The organism is Pseudarthrobacter sp. PvP004 (genome assembly GCF_017876035.1).
GTDB lineage: Bacteria > Actinomycetota > Actinomycetes > Actinomycetales > Micrococcaceae > Arthrobacter > Arthrobacter aurescens_A.
On sequence record NZ_JAGINL010000001.1, the window covers coordinates 2,892,719 to 2,917,316 of the forward strand.

The following is a 24,598-nucleotide window of genomic DNA, read 5'->3' on the forward strand; positions in this document are numbered from 1 at the left end:
TGAGTAGATGGATCACTGGTTGTGACTCCCATCATACACTCAAAGTTGCCTAATAAGCATCACTTGTTTACAAGTCAGATTTGAGTGCGTGCGTCATGAGATGCCGGTCACAGCGGGCGTAAAGATTCCATAAAAACCGGGGTCCCGACGTCGAACGCGGCCATACGCTCCTAGCGGAAGCAGCATCCTGCTGCACGAAAGGACACCGTGACCACCCTGACGAGGCCTCCGGCCGACCCAGCCGATAAGCCCAAACATTCCTTCAAGCTCAAACCATGGCTGCTGGAAGGAATGCCGGACACATCAGGGAAGCGGCAGGGACCCCACGGCCGCCCATCGGACTCACATAAACCCCAATCCTGGTGGAAGGTCATGTGCCTCACCGGCCTGGACTACTTCTCCACCCTCGGCTACCAGCCGGCCATCGCCGCCCTCGCCGCTGGACTGCTGTCCCCGCTGGCCACCCTGCTCCTGGTGTTCGCAACCCTGGCCGGCGCCCTCCCCGTGTACCGTCGCGTAGCCAAGGAAAGCCCCCGCGGCGAAGGCTCCATCGCCATGCTTGAACGCCTGCTTCCCCGCTGGGGAGGCAAGCTCTTCGTCCTCGCTCTTCTTGGTTTCGCCGCCACGGACTTCATGATCACCATTACGCTCTCCGCCGCCGACGCCACGGCCCACCTCATCGAGAACCCCTTCGCCCCGCACTTCCTGGAAGGCCAGCAGGTGGTCATCACGATCGCGCTGATCGCAGGCCTCGGCATCGTCTTCCTGCGCGGGTTCAAGGAAGCCATCAACGTGGCTGTGGTGCTGGTGGGCGCATTCCTTGCCCTGAACCTCGTGGTGATCGCCGTGTCCATGACCCACCTCTTCACCGAATCCCGCGTCATTACCGACTGGTGGAGCGCGCTCACCACATCCCACGGAGATCCGATCATGATGATCGCTTTGGCACTCCTGGTCTTCCCACGCCTGGCACTGGGACTCTCCGGATTCGAAACCGGCGTCGCCGTCATGCCCCAGATCAAGGGCCACGCGTCAGATACCGAAGCCAACCCTGCCGGCCGCATCAAAGGTGCCCATAAGCTCCTGACCACCGCAGCCATCATCATGAGCTCCTTCCTCATCACCTCCAGCTTCACCACCGTCATGCTGATCCCCGCCGCCGAATTCCAGGACGGCGGCAAGGCCGAAGGCCGCGCGCTCGCCTACCTTGCGCACAAGTTCCTCGGCGACGGCTTCGGAACTGTCTACGACATCAGCACCATCGCCATCCTCTGGTTCGCCGGAGCGTCAGCCATGGCCGGACTCTTGAACCTCGTCCCCCGCTACCTGCCCCGCTACGGCATGGCGCCGGCATGGGCCCGGGCTCTCCGCCCGCTTGTCCTGGTGTTCACAGCCATAGCTTTCATCGTCACCATCATTTTCCAGGCGGATGTCAACGCTCAGGGTGGCGCCTATGCCACCGGCGTGCTGGTCCTGATTACTTCAGCTTCCATAGCAGTAACCCTGTCCGCCCGGCGAAAGAAGCAGCGGGCTCAAGTCATAGGCTTCGGACTGATCTCCCTCGTGTTCATCTACACCACCGTGGTCAACTCGATCGAGCGCCCCGACGGCCTGAAGATTGCGGCCCTCTTTATCCTGGGCATCTTGGTTGTCAGTTTCACGTCCCGGATGCGCCGCGCCTTCGAACTCAGGGCTACCCATATCAAGATGGACGAGAAAGCCCTTGAATTCACGGCGAACGCCGGCGACGGCCCCGTGCGCATCATCGCCCACGAGCCCAAGCACCTCAGCGCCAGCCGATACAGGGAGAAGCTTCAGCACGCCCAGCAGGCCAGCCACCTGCCCGTTGACTGCGACGCCGTTTTCATCGAGGTCATTGTGGACGACAGCTCGGACTTCGAACAGGAGCTCCAGGTTGTGGGAAAGCTGAGGCACGGGTTCAAAATCCTGGAAGTGCACAGCAACAACGTGCCGAACACCGTGGCCGCAGTACTCCTCCACATCCGCGACGTCACAGGATTCATGCCGCACATCTACTTCCGCTGGACCGAGGGAAACCCGATCTCCAACCTGAGCAAGTTCCTCTTCTTCGGCGAGGGAGAGATCGCACCGGTGACCCGTGAAGTGCTCAGGGAGGCCGAGCCTGACATCACCCGACGGCCGTGGGTGCACGTGGGCTAGCCGCCCGATCCGCGCGCTCCTTCCCGGTTCGTCCCCTCGCAGGCTGCGCCCCTTCCCGGTTCGTCCCCTCGCAGGCTGCGCCCCTCCCCGGATTTCGCGCGTTCCGCTTGGCTTGTGGAACGAAGGGCTCCGGCAACCGGGGAGGAGCGCTGCCACCAGCGGCTCAAACCGGGATGGAGCGTCGGCAGGAGTTGCCCACATACGGCAAGTGCGTCATTTCGTGGGACCTTGGAAGCCTGTGGACTGGTCCGATGGACGCCCTCCAGTACCTCAAAAAAGTAGGCGGCGTGGCTCGGACCGGACAACTCCTGGCCGCAGGCTATTCCCGCAGGGACCTCGCCCGCCTTCCAAGCCAGGGGGCGAAACAACCACGGCGGGGAATCTTCATCCTTGCTGAGCACAGACCCGAGTTGGCAACTGCCCTCCGCTACAACTCCTATGTCTCCTGCGCCAGCGCTGCCCAACACTACGGATTGTGGATACGCAAAGCACCTGATCTCCACCATCTGGCATGCAATCACGGTCACGGCACCGGCTTCGTCAGGCACAGAACCATCAGGTTCGATCCCCATCCCAGCCTCCCAATCGCCGCGGTGGAGGATGTGGTGCTTCACGCCATGGCTTGCCTGGAGCCGCCCGCTTCAACGGCAATGGCCGTCTCGGCGATTCGACTGCACGGAGTGCCGCTGGACCTGCTGAAGGAACAGCTGCGTGGAGACAGGTCGCGTCCCGTCCTCAACGCGCTCAAGGATCTCGACCTGCGTGCAGAGTCCATTGTGGAGGTCGATGCACAGCACCTGCTCCGCACACACGGAATTGCCTTCGACGCCCAGGTGGCAATACCTGGCATCGGGCGCGTCGACCTCCTGCTCGAAGAATTCCTCATCGTCGAAGTGGACGGCTTCGCGTTTCACTCCGACAGAAAGTCCCTCCGCAACGACTTGGCACGAAACAACGCCTCCACCATCAACGGGTATTTGGTCCTGAGGTACCCACCGGAAGTCATCTGGTTCGAACCGGAGCGCGTGATCGCGGAGATCCAGGCGGTTCTCAAGCGGCGTCGTGACGATCCTGCCCGGTTGGTGGGCAACCTAGCACCAGTGAGCCCCGGGTTTCCAGGGTTCAGCCCACTCCCCCGGCTCCAATACCGGAGCTAACCGGGAGGGAGCGCAGCGAAGGGTGGAACTAGCGGCTCGCCGCCGGCACCAAGACCCACAGCACCTCGACGGTCTCGTCCGTGGGGTTGATCCAGGTGTGGGGTTCACGGCCTGGGAAAGAGAGGGTGTCCCCTTCTTCGAGGTCGTACTCTTCATTGGTCAGGATGAGCTTGATCCGCCCCTTGACCACGTGCAGTACGTCTACGTCGCAGTCCACGGCGTAGAGCTCGTTTTCACCGCGACCACGCGGCTCAATGGTTGCCTGCAGGATCTGCAAGCGACGCTCGGAGCGGGCGGTCAATAAACGCTCCACGATGCCCTGGCCGCCCAAGGAAATGCGGGGACCGTCGTCGCGCTTGGTCAGGTGGGTCTCCGGAGCTGCGAACAAGTCGCCCACGGAGACGGAAAGCACTTGGCACAGAGTGACCAGCGAGGCAACCGACGGCGACGTCAGGTCCCGCTCCACACGGCTGAGGAAGCCCTTGGTCAATCCGGTAGCATCCGCCACTTGCTCGATGGTGAGGCGCTGCGCTTGCCGGGCTGCGCGGATTCTGGAACCGATGGCAACTGGGATATTGCTCGGTTCAACGGGTAGAGCCTTCATTCACGAACCTTTCAGGCCTGTCATGTGGCCCTGTCATTGGAGCAATAGTAGCCGGGAGACAGGCCAAGAGCGCCAGAATACGCGGAAGCATGACCAAAGGATCTTGACTGTTACTCCCATCACAACATATCCTCATAGGCAACAAGTGTTGTCTGTGAGGCACACAACACATCCCCAATCTCCAATCGTCAGCACAGAGACTTCGACGCTTCGCAGGAGTATCGTCGAAAACCCCAACCTCCGTGCATCAGCTCCAAGGACCGTTCATGGAATCTTCGGCTATAAACATCGCAATCGTGGTGGTGTACCTGCTCGCCATGCTGGCATTCGGCTGGTGGGGCAAGTCCCGCACCAAGAACAACAGTGACTTCCTGGTGGCCGGCCGCCGCCTGGGACCCTTCCTTTACACCGGCACCATGGCCGCAGTGGTCCTCGGTGGCGCATCCACCGTGGGCGGCGTCGGCCTCGGTTACAAGTTCGGCATTTCCGGCATGTGGCTGGTGGTGGCCATCGGCTCAGGCGTGCTGTTGCTCAGCCTTCTGTTCGCCGGAACCATCCAGAAGCTCAAGATCTACACGGTCTCCCAGATGCTGACTCTCCGCTACGGCAGCACCGCAACCCAGACCTCGGGCATCGTCATGTTGGCCTACACACTGATGCTGTGTGCCACGTCCACCGGCGCCTACGCCACCATTTTCGTGGTCCTCTTCGGCTGGGAGCGTTGGCTCGCCATCGCCATCGGCGGCGCAATCGTCCTGGTCTACTCCACCATCGGCGGCATGTGGTCCATCACTTTGGCCGACCAGGTCCAGTTCGTCATCAAGACGGTGGGAATCTTCTTCCTCATGCTCCCCTTCGCACTGAACGCTGCTGGTGGCCTCGACGGCATCCGCGCCCGCGTCGATGAGAGCTTCTTCGACATCGGTGGCATCGGCCTTCAGACGATCATCACCTACTTCGTCGTTTACACACTCGGCCTCCTGATCGGCCAGGACATCTGGCAGCGCGTCTTCACCGCCAAGACCCCCACGGTTGCCCGTTGGGGCGGTGCTACCGCTGGCGTCTACTGCATCCTTTACGGCTTCGCCGGTGCCCTGATCGGCATGGCTGCCAGCGTGGCCCTCTCCGGTGTGGAGATCGCTGCCAAGGATGACGTCTATGCCGAAGTGGCTACCCGCCTCCTGCCCATCGGCATCGGCGGCCTGGTACTCGCTGCAGCTGTCGCCGCCATGATGTCCACGGCTTCCGGCGCACTGATCGCTGCCGCCACCGTTGCCCGCGCCGACGTCATGCCCTTCGTTGCCAGCTGGTTCGGCAAGAAGGTGGACACGTCCGACTCCGACAACCCTGAGCACGACGTCAAGGCCAACCGCTACTGGGTCCTCGGACTGGGAATCGTAGCCATCATCATCGCCATCTCCACCAAGGACGTTGTGGCCGCTCTGACCATCGCCTACGACATCCTGGTGGGCGGCCTGCTGGTAGCCATCATCGGTGGCTTGGTGTGGAAGCGCGGAACGGGCATCGCGGCAGCATGGTCCATGGCGGCCGGTTCAGTGATAACCCTGGGCACCATGATCATCCTCGAGATCAACGCCGAAGTTCCTCTTGACGGCATCTACGCCAACGAGCCCATCTACTTCGGTTTGATCGCCTCGGCTGCGGTGTACGTAGTGGTCTCGCTGCTGAGCAAGCCCACCGATCCGGCCGTCATGAAGGCGTGGACGGACCGTGTGGCCGGCACCCGCGTGGCAGAGGAAGAGCTCACCACGCCGGCTTCCTAGGCAGGCACAAAGAAACTAACAAAGTTCGACGGCGGCGCCTCCCCTTTTCGGGGCGGCGCCGCCGTTGCGTTATGCCCCCACCCTTGGAAGGCCCGCTCTACACGCAAAGACCACCCCAAAGCGCGCAAAGCAGGCCGCACAACAAACCAGGCCCCACAACACACACCCACCCCTTGGAAGGCCCGCTCTACACGCAAAGACCACCCCAAAGCGCGCAAAGCAGGCCCCACAACGCATGCCCCCACCCTTGGAAGCCCGCTCTACACGCAAAGACCACCCCAAAGTGCGCAAAGCAGGCCGCAGAACGGGCCCCGCAACGGGTCGTCCGGGCAGCCATGGGATAGGGTGGTCCCAGCTTCAAGAGATGTGGTGCCAAGCTCCGACTGGCCACACACCAACCCCATGTTCACGGGTGGTTCGGATGAGGAAGCGGCCCGTCCCGGACCAGAGACAACCGAGCGGGCAAGAGCACTCTCCCAAGGAGCAGTCCCTTGCCGTACCAAGGCGATACCACCCCGGCAGCAAGCACCCCAAAAACACCCAGCATCCTGGAAGCACCAGGAACCCCGGCGAAAACGCCCACGGTCCCGGTGATTCCCGCCGTCGACCTCTTCCTTGGCACGGTGACCATCACGACAAAGGCCCGGACAGGGAAGTTCGCATATCCCGAGCCGCAGCTGATCGCGCAAGCATTGGCCAAAGCCATACTGCCGACGCGCTGGTGTGAGGCGTCAAGGACGCTGACGGTGACTGTTGCGGCCGTCGGGAAGCGGGCGGGCCTCCAACGTCACTTCACACTGAGCCGCGACCATCCATCCTAGATTTCCTCATCCTCGTCGCGGAATTCTTCGGTTTCGTCGAGGGGGACCACACGTTCGTCGTCCTCGGGGGCGTCCACTTCCTCAACCCAGGGCTCATCCACTTCCTGGTCTTCGGCGTAGTCGTAGGCCGGGTCGGACTCAATGGTTGTCCGCTCCGGGTAGTTGGCGTGTGATTCGGTGGTGTTCATGGTGCAACCTCCGTCTCGTGGGCCGGTTCTGCCGGGCCGATTCGGCCCGTTGACCCGAATGCAGAATCCAGTGGCGGGAGGGCCCCGTCCCTGTCCTTCCATCTGAGCACCGGCACGGGCAAGGGTCAAGGAAATTACGGTGCACCGAACATTCCAGTTGAGGAATACCAGCCAAAAATCCGCGCGGATAAGCGGTAGTGTGGGGCGTGCAATGGGGCCGCAACTACCCCACCCAGCACAGGAGACAAAGTGCAGATGCACCAGGAATCCCACAGTTCGTCGAGCCCAGCTCCGGACCCCACCCCCGGCTCAGCAGCCCCCGAATCAGCAGCCGCGCCTCCCTCGCACGCGGACATCCGCCGGTGGCGCCAGTACCTGGCCGATGAGCGTGCCGAGGCCGCCGTCTACCGGGAGCTTGCCCAGCGGCGCGACGGCGAAGAACGCCAAATCCTGCTCGCTTTGGCCGAGGCCGAAGGCAGGCACGAGGCCCATTGGCTCAAGCTCCTTGGCGAGCACGCCGGAATGCCCAAGGCAGCGTCCAGCCGCAGCCGGTTCCTGGGCTTCCTGGCCCGTAACTTCGGCTCCGTGTTTGTGCTCGCCCTTGCGCAGCGCGCTGAAGGCCGCTCCCCGTACGGAACCGAACCTGCCGCGACGCCTGCCATGGTGGCAGATGAACAAATCCACGAAGAAGTAGTCCGGGGCCTTGCCACGCGTGGTCGCAACAGGCTCTCCGGAACGTTCCGCGCCGCCGTTTTTGGCGCCAACGACGGCCTGGTCAGCAACCTTTCCCTGGTCATGGGCATGGCCGCAACCGGAGTGCCCAGCCCCGTGGTGCTCATGAGTGGCGTGGCGGGTCTCCTGGCCGGTGCGCTGTCCATGGGTGCGGGCGAATACGTCTCAGTCCGCTCACAGCGGGAACTCCTTAATGCCACTTTGCCCACGCAGGCCACTCTGACCGCGGCGCCGTCGTTGGACATCGAGCACAACGAACTGGTCCTGGTGTACTTGGCCCGGGGCATGACGCGCGAAGCCGCGGAGCACCGCGCTGCCGAGCGCATGGGACTGTTCAGCTGCGACTGCGACCCAAGCCTCTCCTTGCAGCCGGAGAAGCCACCCATTGACGACCACGAGTCCGTGGGTTCAGCATGGGGCGCTGCGATGTCCAGCTTCTGCTTCTTCGCCTCGGGCGCCATCGTGCCCATCCTCCCGTTCATTTTCGGCATGACGGGCATCGCCGCCTTGCTGGTGGCCGGCGTTCTGGTGGGCATCGCGCTCCTGGCGACTGGCGCCGTCGTCGGGTTGTTGTCCGGAACCTCGCCGCTGAGCCGCGGGCTGCGGCAGCTTGCCATTGGCCTGGGAGCGGCGGCGGCCACGTACGGGCTGGGTCTGGCGTTCGGCGCGGCTATCGTCTAAGTTTGGACGGCTCGGTCCGGAGACCGTAATGTTGGTTCGTCCTCCGCGCTGCCCCGCGTGACCAGGGCATCAGGAATGGAGAACCGTGGACCCGGAGCGGGAAGCAACGCGTGCGCCCAGGCACCGACGCACTAGAACAGCCGTGCGTATTCTCCGCGGCGTCCTCATGGCCGTCATTGCCGCCGTCGTCGCCGTGCTGGTGAGCGGATTCCTTCAGGGCGACCCTCGCATCACCGCGCTGTTCCCGGGCGTCAGCGTTCCGGGTTCACCGCAGGACGGGCCGGGCGAAGCGGAACCGGCACGCGCCCCTGACGCACCGCCGCCCGGACGTGAGGAAGCGGACGCCCCGCTGGCCTCCCCTTCGGCGCCGGGAACCACCAACGATTCGTACAAGTTTTTGGCCACCAACGACGACGGCACTCCGGTGGGCTATTCGCCCTGCCGTCCGCTTCATTACGTCGTGAACAACGCGTCCGCACCTGCCGGCTCCGATGACCTGCTGGCCACCGCTTTGGCGAATATATCCGCTGCGTCCGGCATCCAGTTCGTCAACGATGGCACCACGGACGAGGTGCCGGTAGACCGGCGCGAACCCTACCAGCCGTCCAAATACGGTGACCGGTGGGCTCCCTTGCTGATTTCGTGGACCACACCCGTGGAGGCACCGGCCCTGGCCGAGAACGTCATCGGGACCGGAGGCAGCACCATGTACTCCCTCAACAAGGGCCCCAAAAGCTACATCACCGGGAGCTTGGAGCTGGACACTCCGCAGGTAACGGAACTGCTGGCCAGTCCCGGCGGGGCCGACTACGTCCTGGCAGTCATGCAACACGAGTTAGGCCATGTGATGGGCTTGGACCACGTGGATGATCCGATCCAACTCATGTACCCGGAGATCGGCGCACCCGACGGACTCGCGGCGGGCGACCTGAACGGCCTGTACCTTCTTGCCTCGGCGCCCTGCCGCAAGGACATCTAAGCGCCTTCGCACTCCAAGCACTCGCGGCATGGACTCCCGGCGGGGTGGGACTTATGCTGGCGAATACGGCCGACGGCGGCGCCCCACCTTCCGTCGCGGCCTCCACGTCAGGGGGTTCCATGGAACCTTATGGGTCGCCCAAGTGGCCGGACCACGATCCCCCTCGTCCGAGTTACCTTCCGCATACCCCGCGCCCACCGGAGCCTCCCCCGGTCAGGCCGCCGATCAAGCACAGCAGCATCGCGGCCATCCTGTTCCTTTTCGGCGTCCTCGGTCTGGTGTGCGCAGGAGCCTATTTCAGCGGCGAACTCCAGCACCTCCTCTACGGATCGTCCGCCACACAGAGCCAGGCACCCCGGCCCGGGCTCGTACCGTTCGGCCAACGCCAGGACCCGATCCCGGGACTCGAGGAAGCCGACGCGCCGCTCGGCACGCCGGGACCACTGGGCCGCACCAGTTCCTCGTACAAGTTCCTGGCCGTCAAGGAAGACGGAACCCCGCTGGCCTACTCTCCCTGCAGGCCCATCCACTACGTGGTCAACTCGGACCTGGCCCCGCCGTCCTGGCAGCCATTGGTGGAGGAAGCCGTGAGACAGGCCAGCGAAGCCACGGGATTGAAGTTCATCTATGACGGACCCAGTTCCGAAGTTCCCTCCCCCACCAGGCCCGGATACCAGCCCGAAAGGTACGGGGACCGCTGGGCGCCCGTGCTTATTGCCTGGAGCACACCGGAGCAGGTTCCGCGTCTGACCGGGCAGACCGTGGGCCTTGGTGGCAGCTCCTCCATTGGCCTCAGCAACGGTTACAAGGCCTATGTGACAGGCACCGTGTCCTTGGATGCGCCACAATTCGCGGAGATCGTGGACGCACCCAGCGGAGAGGAGATCGGCGTGGCTGTGATCATGCATGAGCTGGGACATCTCCTGGGCCTGGACCACGTGGACGATCCCCGGCAACTCATGTTCGACCAAGCGTCCTGGGTCCGCGGATTCGCCGCAGGCGACCGGACAGGGCTCGCCCAGCTGGGCACGGGTCCTTGCAGCAAGGATTTCTAAGGGGCTAGCCGGCCACCACTTACCCGGCTACCACCGCGAGCGCATCCTCCACGGTGTCCACCAGGAAGATCTTGTCCGCCATGGGCTTCCCCGCGGCGAGGCTCTGCAGCATGGGCCAGGCAGGGAAAGTCCGTTCCCAGTGTTCGCGCCCTACCAACACCATAGGTGTGATGGTCTCCGGGGCTCCGTAGTAGTTCTCGCACGCGTCCTGGAAAATTTCCTGCACCGTTCCGGCCGCGCCCGGGAGGAACACAATGCCGCCGTCGCAGAGCTCCAGCAGGATGGCCTCGCGGACAGCGTTGGCGAAGTACTTGGCGATGTGCGTGGCAAAGAGATTGGGCGGCTCATGACCATAGAACCATGTTGGAATGCCGAGCGTCGGGGTGCCGTCCGGATAACGTTCGACGACGGCGGCTGCTTGCCGCGCCCAAGCCGTCACGGAGGGCCTGAACCCGGGCACAGCGGCGAGATCCTCAAGCGCGACAGTGGAGTCGGCGTCGGGCAGTCCGCTCAAGTAGGCGCCGAGATTGGCGGCTTCCATGGCGCCGGGACCCCCGCCCGTGGCCACCGTAAGGCCCGCCTGTGCCAGCAACCGTCCCAGCTTTGCGGCGTCGGCGAATTCTTTGGTGCCGCGCTGCGCGGCATGTCCTCCCATGACACCCACCAGCTTGGTCCCGGCGAGTGCCCCGTGGTCCAGCAGTTCGTCCAGGGCGTCGCCGATCGCGTGGTCGTGCAGGGCCGCTGCGAGGGTGGCGTCCAGGCTGCCCCGTTGCCCGGGGAGGATGCTCCACTGGTAGACGCGGGCATCCAGGGTGGATTCATACTCTGTGACGGCGATGCCCTCATACAGTTCACTGGCCGTGTAAACGCCGCCGCGGTAGGGATTGAACGGCACATTGTGAAGCTTGGGGAAGATGAGCGCTCCCCGCCGGCGGAGGCTCTCCTCCACCCCGTCGTCGAAAGTGCACCCCAGGAAAATCGCACCTTGGGGGTTCAAGGCTTTGAGGTCCCGCGAGTGGCCCCGAAGGTCCAGCGATTGCGCGTGCCAGCCGTTCATGGAGCCGGCCCCTGCACTCACCAGCTGGTGGAAGTGGACCACGCTTTCGACGTCGAGAGTTCGCGGACTCGGGTTCAAAGCTCCGGAGCGGTTCATGGTTTCAGCGTAGTGGTGCAGCCGTTTGTGTGCCGGGCCTTGATCCGGTGCATCATGAAGCATGAAGAGTTCAGAAGTTGTTCGGCCGCGTATCGGCGTCCCGGTCCGTCTCAGCAGTTCGGACGCCCCAGACGCCCGGGTGGGTGAAGCCAACGAGCTCTTTACGTTCATCGTGGACCTGTTGCGTGAGGCCGGCGCGCAACCGGTGCTGTTGACCCCGGTGTTGGCTGACAGCGCCGGGCGCTTGGCCACCGAGATGCAAACGCTCGACGGCGTCCTGCTGCCGGGGGGCGGCGACATCAACCCGCGCCTCTATGGGCAGGACCCTGACGCGTCCCTTTACGATGTCAACCCCGAGCAGGACCATCTGGACATGGATGTTGCCCGGGCAACCATCGACGCCGGTCTGCCGCTGTTGGGCGTCTGCCGCGGCCACCAACTGCTGAACGTCCTCTACGGTGGAACGCTGATCCAGGACATGGCACCGTCGGCAGTGAACCACAACGGCCTGGATCCCCACGATCCCGAGGCCAGCGAATGGGCCTGGCATAACGTGCTCCTGACGGCCGGTTCCAAGACTGCGGGGCTGTATGGATCCCCTGAGGGGAGCACCATCAAGATCGCCTCCGGACATCATCAGGCCGTGTCCCGGGTGGGTGAAGGCCTCCTGGTCACTGCCGTGGCAGACGATGGAACCGTGGAAGCCTTGGAAGACCCTTCACGGTGGGTGGTTTCGGTCCAATGGCATCCGGAGGCTTCCCAGTTGCCCGACGCCGAGCGGTTGCTGCCGTTCCAGAACTTTGTGGATGTTTGCCGGAACCCTACCCATGGCCCATCCACGGGAGTACAGTAGCGCTCACTGCATCGATTTTCACCACCTCTGATCATCGGGGCAGCAATAACTCCATTCGAAATGACGTCCTGGGGGCGTCGTAAGTTTGCCGGCTGGGGGGCCCAACATCTGCTCAAGGAGCATGGTTGTGGACCGTCCGAAATACGCTCGTCGTCATACTCGCCCATCACTCATCAGCACTCGTTCATTGGTCCGGCGGATCCTGGGATTCCTGCTGGGCCTTTCTGTTGCCCTTTCCTCGTTTGTCTTCGGATTTGCCACGCCCGCCTCGGCAGCCGTACCCCCTTGTCCCGGGACCGGCGGTGCCCAGCAGATCGTTGCCCATACGGACGACGACCTGATCTTCATCAGCCCCGATTTCATGCGGGATGTCCAAGCAAAGCGTTGCGTCCAGACGATTTACCTCACAGCGGGCGACGCCGGAGAAGGCCAATCGTATTGGGCCGGTCTTGAGGACGGGATCCGGTCAAGCTACGCCTTGATGGCGGGGGTCGCCAATGCATGGACGGCTTCGGACGCCGGTGTACCCGAGCGACCGGTGACTGTCCACACGCTCAACGCGGCGCCGAATATCTCGGTGGTTTTCCTGAGGCTTCCAGACGGCTTCCCCAACGGCAATGGCAGCAGCCGTTTCAATGGCCAGAGCATCCTGAAGTTGTGGGACGGACGCATTTCTTCAATTCGGCCTGTGGACGGATCGGCCACGTATTCAAAATCGCTGCTGCAGACTGTGTTGAACCGGCTGGTGGCCAACTACAAACCCACCACGTTCCGCACCCAGGACTGGACAGGCAATTTCACCACCCCCTATGACCACAGCGACCACTGGGCTGCGGCAAAATTCGGTCAGTTAGCCACTCGCGCCTACACCGGACCGCATACCTCGTCCGCCTACGATGCCTATGTCATCGACGAGTACGCGCAAAACGTCACTGGCGCCGAACTCACCAGTAAGGTCAACACCTTCAGGCACTTTGCCGAATTCGATGAGTTCCTGTGCGGGAACATCTGCCCGGACGTGCCGTACAGCGACTGGCTCAAACGGCAGTACATTACAGCCATCGAGTGGACCGGCAACGCGGCGAAATCGGCGGGAACAACCGTCTCAGCGTCCTCTCAGAGAGCCTCGGGACAAAGTCCAGAGAAAGCGCGGGATGGATATGCCTGGGGCACTCCCATGGACGCCAACCGCGAGTGGGTCACCAACGGGGGCAAGGCCGGCAGCTGGATCCAGTACAACTTCACCCCTGCGCGGACCATCAACGCCGTGACGCTTTTTGATCGTCCGCTACCAAGTGACCACGTAACCGGCGGCAACCTTGTCTTCTCTGATGGCAGCACTGTCCCGGTTGCTGCCCTGCCGAACAACGGCTCCGGGCTGACCGTGAACTTTCCTGCCAGGACGGTCAGCTCCGTGCGCTTCACCATCAGCTCCGTCAGCGGCACCACCACCAATGTGGGCCTGTCTGAGTTCGAGGCACACATCACCGCGGACGTCGTTGCCCCCGTGGTGACAGCCACACCCGCGGGTGGCACCTACGACATCGGGCAAAAGGTCACACTGACCGTGAATGAGCCAGCTTCCATCTACTACACAGTGGACGGGTCTACTCCCACAGTGGCCAGCAGCAAATACGCCACCCCCATCACTGTGAATGGCCCGTTGACCCTGAAGTACTTCGCGGTGGACTCTGCGAACAATCCCTCCGCCGTGGTTACCCAGACATACTCCACCGGCCCGGATGTGACTAAACCGGTGGTAACGGCGAACCCGGCGGGCGGCGCCTACGCTCCCGGCACCACCATCACCCTCACGGTCAATGAAGCGAACTCGGTGATCAAATACACCACCGATGGTACCGACCCGTTGACGGCCGGGCAGGTGTACTCAACACCGATAGCGTTCCCCGGCACGGCTCCCATGACGTTGAAATACTTCGCCACGGACCCTGCCGGAAACGTCTCCGACGTCGTCACCCAGACGTACACGGTTCCGCCGGACACCACGGCTCCCACGGTGACAGCCAACCCCACCGGCCGCGCATTGGCCAGCGGGGCCACCATCACCCTCTCGGCGAATGAACCCGGCGCTGCCATCTACTACACCACCGACGGCAGCACGCCCACGGCAACGGAATCAGCCACAAACATCAAGTACGCGGCTCCGATTGTCATGGGAAGTTCCAACCTCGTCCTTAAGTACATCGGGGTGGACACGTCCGGCAACACCTCGACCGTGGGCAGCCAGACGTACACCGTTCCCGCAGCCGGACCGCCGTCGGCCCATGATTTCAACGGCGACGGCAAAGCCGATGTCCTTGCCTCCGATACCGCCGGCAACCTGTACCTGTATCCAGGCGACGGCGCAGGCGGCGTTCTGACACGGCAGGTAGCCCTGGCGGCACCGGCGTGGTCAACGGTGAATGAGGCCATCACTCCCGGTGACTTCAACAGGGATGGCAAACCGGACCTGCTGGCCCGCGCAGGCGACGTCCTGTGGTTCTACCCGGGCGATGGCGTAGGCAGTTTCGGAGCGCGGGTTCAGGTCAGCACCGGGTGGAGCACCATGAGCCAGTTGTTCTCCCCCGGCGACTTCAGCGGCGACGGTATTCCGGACTTCATTGGCCGGCTGAGCTCCGGTGAGTTGCGGCTTTACGAAGGCAACGGAACCGGCGGTCAGAGGACACCCACAACCATTGGAACCGGCTGGAACGTGATGAATGCAATTCTGAGCACGGGGGACTTTAATGGAGATGGAAAGGGAGACGTGCTGGCGCGACGCTCGGACACGGGCGCCCTCTGGCTCTACCCCGGAAACGGAACCCGCGGATGGCTCCAGTGGAAGCAAATCTCCACGGGTTGGGACAACCGAACATCGATAGCCGGGCCCCGCGACCTCAACGGCGATGGCAGCAACGACGTCGTAGGCCGCATCGGAGACACCCTGTGGCTGTACCCGGGCACAGGCAGCGGAGCGTTCAGCACCGTACCACCCATCAGCCTCGGCACCGGTTGGCAGGCATTGAAGATCATCGCCTAGCCAGCCCCATAGACCTGGCGCGGGTCGGAGTTTTCCCCCAGACTCTTCGGCCCGCGTCAGCTACTTAAAGAACGACGACGGCCCGCCGCCTTCCGTGGGGAAGGCGCCGGGCCGTCGTCGTGAGCTAGCTGTAAAGGCTAGAGCGTTGCGTAAACTTCGCGCAGCAGCTTGGCCGTCTCGGACGGCGTCTTGCCGACCTTCACGCCAGCGGCTTCGAGAGCTTCCTTCTTGGCCTGGGCCGTACCGGCAGAACCGGAAACGATGGCGCCTGCGTGGCCCATGGTCTTGCCCTCGGGAGCCGTGAAGCCGGCAACGTAGCCAACAACCGGCTTGGTGACGTTGGCCTTGATGAAGTCGGCTGCGCGCTCTTCAGCGTCGCCACCGATCTCACCGATCATGACGATTGCCTTGGTCTCCGGGTCAGCTTCGAACGCAGCGAGGGCGTCGATGTGCGTGGTGCCGATGATGGGGTCGCCACCGATACCGATCGCGGTGGAGAAGCCGAGGTCGCGGAGTTCATACATCATCTGGTAGGTCAAGGTACCGGACTTGGACACGAGGCCGATGGGGCCCTTGCCCGTGATGTTCGCCGGGGTGATGCCAACCAAGGCTTCGCCGGGGGTAATGATTCCGGGGCAGTTCGGTCCGATGATGCGGGTGATCTGCTTGCCGTCTGCGTCCACCTTGGACTGGGCGAGTGCCCAGAATTCGGCGGAGTCCTGAACCGGCACACCTTCGGTGATGACAACTACCAGGCCGATGCCGGCTTCGATGGCTTCAACCACGGCGTCCTTGGTGAATGCCGGGGGAACGAAGACGATGGAGACGTCTGCGCCCGTTTCAGCGATGGCTTCCTTGACGGTGCCGAAGACGTTGATTTCCTTGTCGCCGTGCAGGACCGTGGTACCGGCCTTGCGGGCGTTGACGCCACCAACAATGTTGGTGCCGGCCTTGAGCATCAGGGCGGTGTGCTTGGTGCCCTCGCCGCCGGTGATGCCCTGAACGATGACCTTGGAGTCTTTGTTGAGGTAGATAGACATTGTCGCGTCCCTTTACTTAGCTGCGTTGGCGAGCTCGGCGGCCTTGTCGGCGCCCTCGTCCATGGTGGCGGCCAGGGTAACCAGCGGGTGGTTGGCCTCGGTCAGGATGCGGCGGCCTTCCTCAACGTTGTTGCCGTCGAGGCGAACTACCAGCGGCTTGTTCGCGGAGGAACCGAGCTCAGCCAGTGCACCGACGATGCCCTTGGCAACGGCGTCACAAGCAGTGATGCCACCGAAGACGTTCACGAACACGCTCTTGACCTGGGAATCGCCAAGGATGACGTCCAAACCGTTGGCCATGACCTCGGCGGATGCTCCACCACCGATGTCCAGGAAGTTGGCGGGCTTCACGTTGCCGTGGTTCTCGCCGGCGTAAGCAACGACGTCGAGGGTGGACATCACAAGACCGGCGCCGTTGCCGATGATGCCTACTTCGCCGTCCAGCTTGACGTAGTTCAGGTCCTGCGCCTTGGCCTTGGCCTCCAGCGGGTCAGCTGCGTCCTTGTCTTCCAGGTGTGCGTGGTGCACGTGGCGGAAGTCAGCGTTCTCATCCAGGGAGACCTTGCCGTCGAGGGCGACGATCTCGCCAGCGCCGGTACGGACCAGAGGGTTGACCTCAACCAGGGTTGCGTCTTCCTTCTTGAAGACGTCCCAGAGCTTCAGAATGACGTCGGCTACCTTGCCGCGCAGTTCTTCAGCGAAACCTGCAGCTGCGACGATCTCGTCAGCCTTGGCCTGGTCGATGCCCACAGCGGGGTCGATGGCGATCTTGGCCAGGGCCTCGGGACGCTCAACTGCAAGCTGCTCGATTTCCATGCCGCCTTCTACCGAGCACATGGCCAGGTAGTTGCGGTTTGCGCGGTCCAGGAGGACCGAGAAGTAGAATTCCTCGGCGATGTCAGCACCCTGGGCGATCATCACCTTGTTGACGGTGTGGCCCTTGATGTCCATGCCCAGGATGTTGGTGGAGTGCTCAAGCGCCTCTTCGGCAGTCTTGGCAACCTTGACGCCGCCAGCCTTGCCGCGGCCACCGACCTTAACCTGTGCCTTTACGACAGTTACGCCGCCGATCTTCTCGGCAGCTGCCTTCGCTTCTTCAGGAGTGTGCGCCACGATGCCGGCGAGCACGGGTACACCGTGCGCCTCGAACATATCGCGCGCCTGATATTCAAACAGGTCCACGGTTTAGTGTCCTTCTACGTCGAAGTAGTTTTCTGTTCAGCCGGGAACCGCGATGACCGCGATAGCCAGCTGCGGAAAGTACGCGGTAACAACCGGGATTGAAGCCGGTCACATTGCGTAAGGTCCTCTCGGAACTTTAGCCCTTTGAGGAGTCCCGCCAGCTACACACTACCGGTTAAGTGAGTAACCTTACACTTCTATCGGATGTAGAAAAACCGCATAATGACGCGGATTTTGGACTGTTCGGCCGTCTTCCGGCCGCGATCAGGACCCCTGTTTCAGGTTCCCGCGGACCGTTTTGCCGCCGTCGGAAATCAACTGGTATCCCTCGCGGCTTACGAAGAACGCCACGCCACCTGAGACGTTTCCGCAGGCAACGCCCCCGTTATAGGCCGAACACCGCAGACCGTTGCGTTCAATGTTCTGCCCGTCCGCCAACTCCCGGAGCTTGGAGATGGGACCGTCACGGCTGCCCTTGGGCCCGAACTCCGACTCCATTTGTGTTACGCCGGAACGACATGAGCCATAGACAGCCTTCTCCGGAGTGAGGAGCACCGTCCCGCCAAGATAGCCGAGACCTATTCCCGCGCAGTCGTCAGCGATGTCGCCGGTATCCGGCTTGGCATACTTCGCCAGCTCACAATGAACTACAGGGACTACGGCGAACTTGTTGTTGGCGGCGTCGGAGTAGGAGTTGGCCTCGTAGGGCAGGTTGAGGTGCCCGCCCCGTGCGGAGGTCATGGCGCACACGATGTTCTTGTCAGCCGTAACGAACGCGGTGACATCCTCGCCCGCGGACAGTGTGGTCTGCTCGGTGACAGGCACCTGTTGGAGCTGTTCCAGCGGCGGCAGCGGGGCAGGAGGTACATAGTCAGGATCTTTAGTGGCGAAGGAGCATCCCGCCGCCAGCACCATGACCAAGGCAGCCAGGATCGCCCAAACAGTCCGTTGCATGTCCCTCATTATGCCGTGCGGCTTCACGCATCCAACTTGGTCAGGGGCGCATACCGCAGCAGCAGCCGCTTCTCGCCGACGTCGAACTTCACCTTCGCCACCGTCTTGTCGCCCGCGCCTTCGATGCCGAGCACCACTCCGTTGCCGAAGCTTGTGTGGTTGACCTTATCCCCCACCACCACGGAAATGACTTCCTTCTGCGGCTGGACCCTGTTGCGTACGACGGCGGCGGGGACGTCGGCGTCGAACCCTGCGGTTGGGCTGGCGGCAGCACCGCGGGATGTGCCCGCACCCCAGAACGAACCACCGTAGCGGTTGGACCCGATGGGGGCGCTCCCCCAGCCACCTGCGGCCTGGCGACTCATTCCTTCGCGCTTCCACTCCACAAGTTCGGAGGGAATCTCTTCCAGGAACTGGCTGGCGGGGTTGTACTGGCTCTGGCCCCACATGCTGCGAACCTCAGAGCGCGTGACATAAAGGCGCTTGCGGGCACGGGTCAGGCCCACGTAGGCCAGGCGGCGTTCCTCCGCTAGCTCCTTGGGATCCGTCGCCGAGCGCTGGTGCGGGAAAATACCGTGCTCCATACCGGTGAGGAAGACCACCGGGAACTCCAGGCCCTTGGCCGTGTGCAGCGTCATGAGGGTGACAACGCCCATCCGCTTGGCCTCAGCGACGGCGGCGTCAATGTCCGCACCCGGAGCATCGGGGATCTGGTCGGCATCGGCCACCAAGGAAACCTGCTCCAGGAACTCGCCGAGGGACCCATCCGGGTTGTCGCGTTCGTACTCCCGGACCACGGCCACCAGTTCCGCGAGGTTCTCTACGCGGGATTCGTCCTGGGGATCGTTGCTGGCGCGCAGCCCCGCCAGGTAACCGGTCTGTTCGAGGACTGCCTCCAAAGCAGCGGCAGCACCGGAGCCGGAGGCCACCTCCGCGAGGTCGTCCAGCAGCTTCACGAATCCGAGTACGGCGTTGACGGAGCGCGTTGCCATGCCGGGCGCCTGGTCTGCGCGGCGCGCTGCGGTCATGAACGAGGTACGTTCCCGCTCGGCCAACGCGGCAACTGCGCCCTCGGCGCGATCGCCGATCCCGCGCTTGGGTTCGTTCAGCACCCGGCGGAGGTTGACGTCGTCGTCCGGGTTCACCAAGACGCGCAGGTACGCCAGGGCGTCCTTGATTTCCTTGCGCTCATAGAAGCGCGTGCCGCCCACCACTTTGTAGGGAAGGCCGACGCGAACCAGAACGTCCTCGATGGAACGCGACTGGGCGTTGGTGCGGTAGAAGATGGCGACGTCACCGGGACGCAAGCCTTCCTCGTCCTGCAGCCGGTCAATTTCCTTGGCGATGAACTGGGCTTCGTCGTGCTCGTTCTCCCCCACGTAGCCAACAATTTTCTCGCCGTCGCCCTCCGCGGTCCACAGACGCTTTTCCTGCCGGTTGGGGTTGCGGGAAATCACCGAGTTGGCTGCGCTGAGGATGTTCTGCGTGGAGCGGTAATTCTGCTCAAGTTTGATGGTGCGGGCGTTCGGATAGTCGGCTTCGAACTCCACAATGTTGCGGATGTCCGCTCCGCGGAAGGCATAAATGGACTGATCGGAATCGCCCACCACTGTGAGTTCGCTCGGTTCGACGCTCGTGTCCGTTCCCAAGCCGACGATTTCCCTGACCAAGGCGTACTGGGCGTGGTTGGTGTCCTGGTACTCGTCCACCAGAACGTGCCGGAAGCGGCGCCGGTAGGACTCCGCGAGCGCCGGGAAGGCCCGGAACATGTACACGGTTTCCGCGATGAGGTCATCGAAGTCCATTGCGTTGGCTTGCCGGAGACGCTGCGTGTAGCCCTTGAACACCTCGGCCACGGCTTGCTCGAAGGGGTCGTTGTGGTTTGCCGAGGAAACGTAGGAGTCGGCGTCAATGAGCTCGTTCTTGAGCGCCGAAATCTTGTGCTGGATGGCCTTGGGGGCGAACTTCTTGGGATCAAGGTCCAGATTCTTGGCCACAAGTGTAATGAGGCGCAGCGAATCAGCGGAGTCGTAGATGGAGAAGTTGGAATTCAGGCCAACGTTGGCAGCTTCCCGGCGCAGAATGCGCACACAGGAAGAGTGGAACGTAGAAATCCACATGCCCTTGGCACGGGCGCCCACCAAGGCTTCGATGCGCTCCCGCATTTCCGCTGCTGCCTTGTTGGTGAAGGTGATCGCAAGGATTTCGCCGTGGTGAGCACGCTTGGTTGCGATCAGGTAAGCGATCCGGTTACTCAGCACACGGGTCTTGCCGGACCCTGCACCTGCAACGATCAGCAGGGGGCTTCCGGCGTGCTTCACGGCCTCTTCCTGCTGCGGATTCAGTCCCTGGAGGAGGGCCTCAGCATTTGGCAGTCCGTGGGCGCCCTGGTTGCCCCATCCTCCGGAGGCGGGCCCCTGCGGGGCGTGCCCGGATGCGGCAGTTCCCTCCTGGAGGCGGGGCCCGGACGCGCCTCCCCCGGAAAGGGAGAGCTCCGGGGCAGCCTTGACTGCGGCTTTGGTGCCTGCTTTGAAGGGTCCGTCTGCGTAGGGGTCAAACAACATATCCATGGTGCCTACCAGTCTAGGCGGTGCCCATGACACTATAAGGCGCTGCAGCCGCGATGTTGCCTGTGCCCCGCGTCAGGCCCTAAGCGAACTGGGGAACGGAGGCGAGGGCCGCGCTTAGCTCGAGTACCGCCGTCGGGCCTCCTGCCACGAACCAGTTCAGTCCGTTGACCTGCACGACGGCGGTGTCCCCGCCGGCAGCGCGGACGATCGCCTTTCCGGGAAGCCAGTCCCATTCGGGGCAGCTGTGCTGGAACCAGCACCCGAGTTCGCCATCGGCCACCCGGCCAAGGTCGCAGGAGCCCGAACCGAACATGCGCAGTGATGCCGCGGAAACTGCAGCCGCGTGCCAGGGCATGGCCGCGCGGGGGTCCGCCAACCAGGTGGGGTGGATGTAGGTTGCGGCGGAGATTTGGCTCACGGGAAGGTCGCCGAAGCCGGTGATCGATTCGCCGTTCAGGGTTGCCGGGCGTCCCTCCCCTCCCAGCCAGAGCTTGTCCAGTTCGGGCTGATAGATGGCGCCCAGCAGCACGTCCGGATCGGCAACCGAGGTGCCGCCGTGGATCGAGTCGTCCCGTTTGAGGGCAATGGCGGAACACCAGTATGTGGAGCCGTGGAGGAAGTTGTACGTGCCGTCTACGGGGTCGATCACCCAGGTCCGGCCGCTTGTCCCGGCAACGGAGGTGCCTTCCTCGCCCAGGATGCCGTCGTCTGGACGGCAGCGCCGCAACTGGTCCAGGACGTAAGCCTCAGCTGCGTGATCAGCTGCAGTGACGACGTCGGACACTGACGTCTTGCGTTCGCCCTGCAGTCCGCCCATCCGCATGAGCAGCGCCAGCTGGCCTGCCTCGCGGACCAGGGCGCTGGCCAGTTGGTAGTCATCGAGTGAAGGATCGAGTTCAGTTGCTGTGTGCCTGCCGGTGGTCATGGATCCAGCTTATGTGGCGGGATAATGAATGGCATGGCCAAGACACCCGCCCAGCGCATCAAGAAGCACGGAGCAAAGGCAGTGGTCCCGGATCACACGCTGCCTCCCGTGATCAACACCACCACCCAGCGCACGCCGCAAAAGGCACAGAGCAATTCAAAGCTCATTGTGATCGCGGGCGTCGTGGCCAGCCTGTTCCTGTTCTGGTACCTGCACCTGCTCACCTTGAACCAGATGACGCAGCTCTCCGGTGGCCTGGCGATGCCTGATTCGCTGATCGGCGGCTTCTCGCAGGACTACATCGTCCAGCTTCGAGAGGCCATGGACGAGTCCGCGCGTGGCCAATTGAACTACATCCACAAGACCGCCGGCACCCTGTTTCCGCTGATCTTCGGCTTCAGCTGGCTCCTGCTGATTGGCACCAATGTGGCGCGAAAGTCATGGCGGTGGACCCTGTGGGCTGCTCCCCTGCTGTTCGCTGTGGCGCACCTGTGGTCCAACATCGCCATCGATTCCGTGCTGGCTGCCGAAACGCCCGACGCCGGTTCGGTCGCGTTGGCCTCAGCTGTCACCGTCGCGTCGTGGGTGCTGTTCCTGATCAGTCTCCTGTGCGGCGTGGTGGCCGTGTTCCTGGGCAGGAAGAGTGCGAAGCCCGCCTGACAATTTTCGGGGGCGCTCGGCTGGGCACCCGTTCGCCAGCGACGCATTAATACCCGCCCACCGCACCACTACCCGCCCAGCGCACCACATGTTCGCTGGCGCCGCACCCCTACGCGCCCAGCGCACCAGTGCTTACGGGCGCAATCGGCGGCAACGGGTGCGGAAACCTCAGGAACCCCGCCAACAAACCTCAGCGGGAGCCCGTCCCTGCCCGCGCCAACTTGCGTTCCGTGTGGGTGCGCTGGGCAATCACCAGGCCGGCCGCAGCGAGGCCAATGGTCACCGGATAGCCCATGAACCGCTCAAGCAACCCCGGCTGAGGCACCTCCATCCCGGTGAACCCTCCAATGACGAGCGCGCCAATACAAACCAGCCCGCAGGCAGCGAGGAACCAACTGATCGGGGTTTGCCGGAACCACAGGATGCCCAACAGGAGCAGTGCAAACCCTCCCCCGATGAAGAACATCAGTGCGCCCGCAAAGTGCCAAGGTGAGCCGAGGTCTTCGGGCACCAGTCCCACCAGGACCGTTCCCACTCCGGCGACGCCGGTGAGGATCCGGATGGCGACAGCCAGGATCCAGGGCACGGTCAGGACCCGCGTCTGAGGAGAGTCGTCCGCAACAGCTCGAAATCGTCGTGCCGTTACTCCGGCCCGCGCGGCCACGCTCAACAGCCCGGCCGTCAGGAATACAGCACCCAGGATGAGGGCCAGGCCCTGCACCACAAACGAGGCGTTCATCAGCAGATGCAACGGCGAGCACACGGCCCGGTCCTCGTAAATACCGCAGGAGATTGCTCCGAGGTCACTGATGAATCCGGTGGCCCTGCTGTAGGGCTCGGGCCCTGCCCAGGCCTCGATCACGGCGGCCTCAGCCACGAAGTATTGGACCACGCTCAGCTGCGCCCACCCTCCGATGTTCGCCCTGATGCCACGGGTATCCGGAAGGAACGATCCAGCTGGCGCCGGTGCAGTCGTGTGCCCTTTCATGAACGCCAGCCTAGCGGTGTTCGGGCAGCACCCCCGCAGCTTGTATGCTTGTAGTCGTGTCCGGGCCCTCGAGCTCCAGCAGTGGGATTTAGAGTCATGGACACACAGGCCCTCGTAGCTCAGTGGATAGAGCACGGCTCTCCTAAAGCCGGTGTCGTTGGTTCGATTCCAATCGAGGGCACTTGAACCACCAGCAGCCCACCCAGGACTTGCAGGCCTACTTGGCCGGCAGCTGGCGCGTGGAGCGGACACTCCTGGACCGGACCTCCGGCACCAACGGAACCTTTACCGGCGTCGTGCGCTATACCCTGAACCCCGACGCGGGGCTGGACTACCGCGAAGACGGAACCATGCACTGGCCAACCCATTCGGGTCCGGCATTCCGTGAGTATGTCCTGAAACCCGGAGCCGGCCCGGATTCGATGGAGGTGTTCTTCCCCGACGGCAGGCCTTTCCACGTGATGAGCTTCTCCGAACAGGTCAACCAGGATAAGCACTGGTGCGACCCCGACGAATACCGCGTCAAGTACGTTGTGGAGGGACCTGACTCGTTCAGTTTCACCTGGGATGTTCGTGGGCCGGCCAAGAATCTGCTGCTGGAATCGCACTTGGTCCGAATCGAAGCCGGGAGGCAACCATGAGTGGAACCGGCACGGACCTGATTATTGTCAGCGCCGTCTGCGTCTACAACAACGCCGGCCAACTGCTGACTGTCCGCAAGAGCGGCACGGACAAGTTCATGCACCCGGGCGGCAAGCCCGAGCCAGGCGAAACCGCTGCTGAAGCCGCTTCGCGGGAGCTTTTGGAGGAAGTGGGCATAGCGGTAGCACCGAACCTCCTGGAGCCGCTCGGCGTGTGGTTGGCTGTGGCAGCCAATGAGGCAGCGACCAATATCGAAGCCACCGTGTTCACTGCACCCGGAACATGGGAGGCGCACCCTTCGGCGGAGATCGCCGAGATCCGCTGGCTGGACCTCGACGCGCCGCTTCCCCCGGACCTGGCACCGCTGTTGACGGACCACGTACTTCCAGCGCTCACCCCGCCCAAGTAG

21 protein-coding genes, 1 tRNA gene and 1 riboswitch are annotated in these 24,598 nt (G+C 63.3%); of the genes, 13 read left to right on the forward strand and 9 right to left on the reverse strand.

What is annotated here, in order from left to right; translation table 11 throughout:
- The first annotated feature begins 207 nt into the window (after positions 1–207).
- A complete protein-coding gene (locus J3A64_RS12950; protein WP_011773792.1) occupies positions 208–2,181 on the forward strand; it encodes an APC family permease in 1,974 nt (657 codons plus the stop codon).
- 251 nt (positions 2,182–2,432) lie between these two features.
- The gene (locus J3A64_RS12955) at positions 2,433–3,338 is read left to right on the forward strand and encodes a type IV toxin-antitoxin system AbiEi family antitoxin domain-containing protein (protein WP_043805849.1); all 906 of its coding nucleotides are present in this window, start codon (positions 2,433–2,435) and stop codon (positions 3,336–3,338) included.
- A gap of 28 nt (positions 3,339–3,366) precedes the next feature.
- Here J3A64_RS12955 and J3A64_RS12960 read toward each other — a convergent pair whose 3' ends face one another.
- Positions 3,367–3,942 (reverse strand): helix-turn-helix domain-containing protein, encoded by a 576-nt coding sequence (locus tag J3A64_RS12960; protein ID WP_011773790.1) that lies wholly within the window; start codon positions 3,940–3,942, stop codon positions 3,367–3,369.
- A gap of 266 nt (positions 3,943–4,208) precedes the next feature.
- Here J3A64_RS12960 and J3A64_RS12965 point away from each other — a divergent pair, with 266 nt between their 5' ends.
- Together J3A64_RS12965 and J3A64_RS12970 are read left to right on the forward strand one after the other, a co-directional pair.
- Positions 4,209–5,726: a sodium:solute symporter gene (locus J3A64_RS12965; RefSeq protein ID WP_187329925.1), complete on the forward strand. Its 1,518-nt coding sequence runs from the start codon at positions 4,209–4,211 to the stop codon at positions 5,724–5,726.
- Between the two features lie 355 nt (positions 5,727–6,081).
- A riboswitch (SAM riboswitch) is annotated at positions 6,082–6,201 on the forward strand.
- 16 nt (positions 6,202–6,217) lie between these two features.
- Positions 6,218–6,547, forward strand: coding sequence for a hypothetical protein (locus J3A64_RS12970; protein ID WP_011773788.1), 330 nt, complete (start codon positions 6,218–6,220; stop codon positions 6,545–6,547).
- Here J3A64_RS12970 and J3A64_RS12975 read toward each other — a convergent pair.
- Positions 6,544–6,735, reverse strand: coding sequence for a hypothetical protein (locus J3A64_RS12975; RefSeq protein WP_014920943.1), 192 nt, complete (start codon positions 6,733–6,735; stop codon positions 6,544–6,546). The genes J3A64_RS12970 and J3A64_RS12975 overlap by 4 nt on opposite strands.
- Before the next feature lie 255 nt (positions 6,736–6,990).
- On the opposite strand from J3A64_RS12975, the gene J3A64_RS12980 reads away from it, so the two are divergent.
- The 3 genes from J3A64_RS12980 (at position 6,991) to J3A64_RS12990 (ending at position 10,182) form a co-directional block, all read left to right on the forward strand.
- Positions 6,991–8,148, forward strand: coding sequence for a VIT1/CCC1 transporter family protein (locus J3A64_RS12980; protein ID WP_011773786.1), 1,158 nt, complete (start codon positions 6,991–6,993; stop codon positions 8,146–8,148).
- A 142-nt stretch (positions 8,149–8,290) separates the two neighbouring features.
- A complete protein-coding gene (locus tag J3A64_RS12985) occupies positions 8,291–9,127 on the forward strand; it encodes a matrixin family metalloprotease (protein WP_011773785.1) in 837 nt (278 codons plus the stop codon).
- Positions 9,128–9,180: 53 nt separating this feature from the next.
- Positions 9,181–10,182 carry a matrixin family metalloprotease gene (locus J3A64_RS12990; protein ID WP_014920939.1) on the forward strand — a complete coding sequence of 334 codons (1,002 nt, stop codon included), beginning with the start codon at positions 9,181–9,183 and terminating at the stop codon, positions 10,180–10,182.
- Between the two features lie 19 nt (positions 10,183–10,201).
- Here the strand turns inward: J3A64_RS12990 and J3A64_RS12995 are convergent, their stop codons facing one another.
- Positions 10,202–11,335 carry an LOG family protein gene (locus tag J3A64_RS12995; protein ID WP_210064477.1) on the reverse strand — a complete coding sequence of 378 codons (1,134 nt, stop codon included), beginning with the start codon at positions 11,333–11,335 and terminating at the stop codon, positions 10,202–10,204.
- A 61-nt stretch (positions 11,336–11,396) separates the two neighbouring features.
- On the opposite strand from J3A64_RS12995, the gene J3A64_RS13000 reads away from it, so the two are divergent.
- Together J3A64_RS13000 and J3A64_RS13005 are read left to right on the forward strand one after the other, a co-directional pair.
- A complete protein-coding gene (locus J3A64_RS13000; protein WP_011773782.1) occupies positions 11,397–12,188 on the forward strand; it encodes a gamma-glutamyl-gamma-aminobutyrate hydrolase family protein in 792 nt (263 codons plus the stop codon).
- Between the two features lie 121 nt (positions 12,189–12,309).
- On the forward strand, positions 12,310–15,228 hold the full coding sequence (locus tag J3A64_RS13005; RefSeq protein WP_210064478.1) for a chitobiase/beta-hexosaminidase C-terminal domain-containing protein: 2,919 nt from the start codon (positions 12,310–12,312) through the stop codon (positions 15,226–15,228).
- A gap of 137 nt (positions 15,229–15,365) precedes the next feature.
- Here J3A64_RS13005 and sucD read toward each other — a convergent pair whose 3' ends face one another.
- From sucD to J3A64_RS13030, 5 genes are all read right to left on the reverse strand, one after another.
- Complete coding sequence (gene sucD / locus J3A64_RS13010) at positions 15,366–16,268, reverse strand: succinate--CoA ligase subunit alpha (RefSeq protein ID WP_011773780.1); 903 nt, start codon at positions 16,266–16,268, stop codon at positions 15,366–15,368.
- A gap of 12 nt (positions 16,269–16,280) precedes the next feature.
- Positions 16,281–17,450: an ADP-forming succinate--CoA ligase subunit beta gene (gene sucC / locus J3A64_RS13015; RefSeq protein WP_011773779.1), complete on the reverse strand. Its 1,170-nt coding sequence runs from the start codon at positions 17,448–17,450 to the stop codon at positions 16,281–16,283.
- Between the two features lie 264 nt (positions 17,451–17,714).
- Positions 17,715–18,413 carry a hypothetical protein gene (locus J3A64_RS13020; RefSeq protein ID WP_043806509.1) on the reverse strand — a complete coding sequence of 233 codons (699 nt, stop codon included), beginning with the start codon at positions 18,411–18,413 and terminating at the stop codon, positions 17,715–17,717.
- A 14-nt stretch (positions 18,414–18,427) separates the two neighbouring features.
- The gene (gene pcrA, locus J3A64_RS13025) at positions 18,428–20,974 is read right to left on the reverse strand and encodes a DNA helicase PcrA (RefSeq protein WP_210064479.1); all 2,547 of its coding nucleotides are present in this window, start codon (positions 20,972–20,974) and stop codon (positions 18,428–18,430) included.
- A 79-nt stretch (positions 20,975–21,053) separates the two neighbouring features.
- Positions 21,054–21,899 carry an inositol monophosphatase family protein gene (locus J3A64_RS13030; protein ID WP_014920932.1) on the reverse strand — a complete coding sequence of 282 codons (846 nt, stop codon included), beginning with the start codon at positions 21,897–21,899 and terminating at the stop codon, positions 21,054–21,056.
- A gap of 33 nt (positions 21,900–21,932) precedes the next feature.
- Between J3A64_RS13030 and J3A64_RS13035 the strand changes: the two genes are divergently transcribed.
- On the forward strand, positions 21,933–22,559 hold the full coding sequence (locus J3A64_RS13035) for a hypothetical protein (RefSeq protein ID WP_043805847.1): 627 nt from the start codon (positions 21,933–21,935) through the stop codon (positions 22,557–22,559).
- Between the two features lie 190 nt (positions 22,560–22,749).
- On the opposite strand, the gene J3A64_RS13040 is transcribed toward J3A64_RS13035, so the two are convergent.
- Positions 22,750–23,547 (reverse strand): DUF998 domain-containing protein, encoded by a 798-nt coding sequence (locus J3A64_RS13040; protein ID WP_011773773.1) that lies wholly within the window; start codon positions 23,545–23,547, stop codon positions 22,750–22,752.
- A gap of 108 nt (positions 23,548–23,655) precedes the next feature.
- Here J3A64_RS13040 and J3A64_RS13045 point away from each other — a divergent pair.
- The 3 genes from J3A64_RS13045 (at position 23,656) to J3A64_RS13055 (ending at position 24,598) form a co-directional block, all read left to right on the forward strand.
- Positions 23,656–23,728: transfer RNA gene (locus tag J3A64_RS13045), tRNA-Arg, on the forward strand.
- Position 23,729: 1 nt separating this feature from the next.
- Complete coding sequence (locus J3A64_RS13050; protein WP_210064480.1) at positions 23,730–24,188, forward strand: DUF6314 family protein; 459 nt, start codon at positions 23,730–23,732, stop codon at positions 24,186–24,188.
- Positions 24,185–24,598: an NUDIX domain-containing protein gene (locus J3A64_RS13055; protein WP_011773771.1), complete on the forward strand. Its 414-nt coding sequence runs from the start codon at positions 24,185–24,187 to the stop codon at positions 24,596–24,598. Before J3A64_RS13050 ends, J3A64_RS13055 begins: the two co-directional genes overlap by 4 nt.

Coding starts and splice junctions, on each gene's coding strand:
- J3A64_RS12955 (WP_043805849.1), top strand. CDS start 2,433: ATGGACGCCCTCCAGTACCTCAAAAAAGTAGGCGGCGTGGCTCGGACC.
- J3A64_RS12960 (WP_011773790.1), bottom strand. CDS start 3,942: ATGAAGGCTCTACCCGTTGAACCGAGCAATATCCCAGTTGCCATCGGT.
- J3A64_RS12965 (WP_187329925.1), top strand. CDS start 4,209: ATGGAATCTTCGGCTATAAACATCGCAATCGTGGTGGTGTACCTGCTC.
- J3A64_RS12975 (WP_014920943.1), bottom strand. CDS start 6,735: ATGAACACCACCGAATCACACGCCAACTACCCGGAGCGGACAACCATT.
- J3A64_RS12980 (WP_011773786.1), top strand. CDS start 6,991: ATGCACCAGGAATCCCACAGTTCGTCGAGCCCAGCTCCGGACCCCACC.
- J3A64_RS12990 (WP_014920939.1), top strand. CDS start 9,181: ATGCTGGCGAATACGGCCGACGGCGGCGCCCCACCTTCCGTCGCGGCC.
- J3A64_RS12995 (WP_210064477.1), bottom strand. CDS start 11,335: ATGAACCGCTCCGGAGCTTTGAACCCGAGTCCGCGAACTCTCGACGTC.
- J3A64_RS13000 (WP_011773782.1), top strand. CDS start 11,397: ATGAAGAGTTCAGAAGTTGTTCGGCCGCGTATCGGCGTCCCGGTCCGT.
- J3A64_RS13005 (WP_210064478.1), top strand. CDS start 12,310: ATGGTTGTGGACCGTCCGAAATACGCTCGTCGTCATACTCGCCCATCA.
- sucD (WP_011773780.1), bottom strand. CDS start 16,268: ATGTCTATCTACCTCAACAAAGACTCCAAGGTCATCGTTCAGGGCATC.
- J3A64_RS13020 (WP_043806509.1), bottom strand. CDS start 18,413: ATGAGGGACATGCAACGGACTGTTTGGGCGATCCTGGCTGCCTTGGTC.
- pcrA (WP_210064479.1), bottom strand. CDS start 20,974: ATGGATATGTTGTTTGACCCCTACGCAGACGGACCCTTCAAAGCAGGC.
- J3A64_RS13030 (WP_014920932.1), bottom strand. CDS start 21,899: ATGACCACCGGCAGGCACACAGCAACTGAACTCGATCCTTCACTCGAT.
- J3A64_RS13035 (WP_043805847.1), top strand. CDS start 21,933: ATGGCCAAGACACCCGCCCAGCGCATCAAGAAGCACGGAGCAAAGGCA.
- J3A64_RS13040 (WP_011773773.1), bottom strand. CDS start 23,547: ATGAAAGGGCACACGACTGCACCGGCGCCAGCTGGATCGTTCCTTCCG.
- J3A64_RS13055 (WP_011773771.1), top strand. CDS start 24,185: ATGAGTGGAACCGGCACGGACCTGATTATTGTCAGCGCCGTCTGCGTC.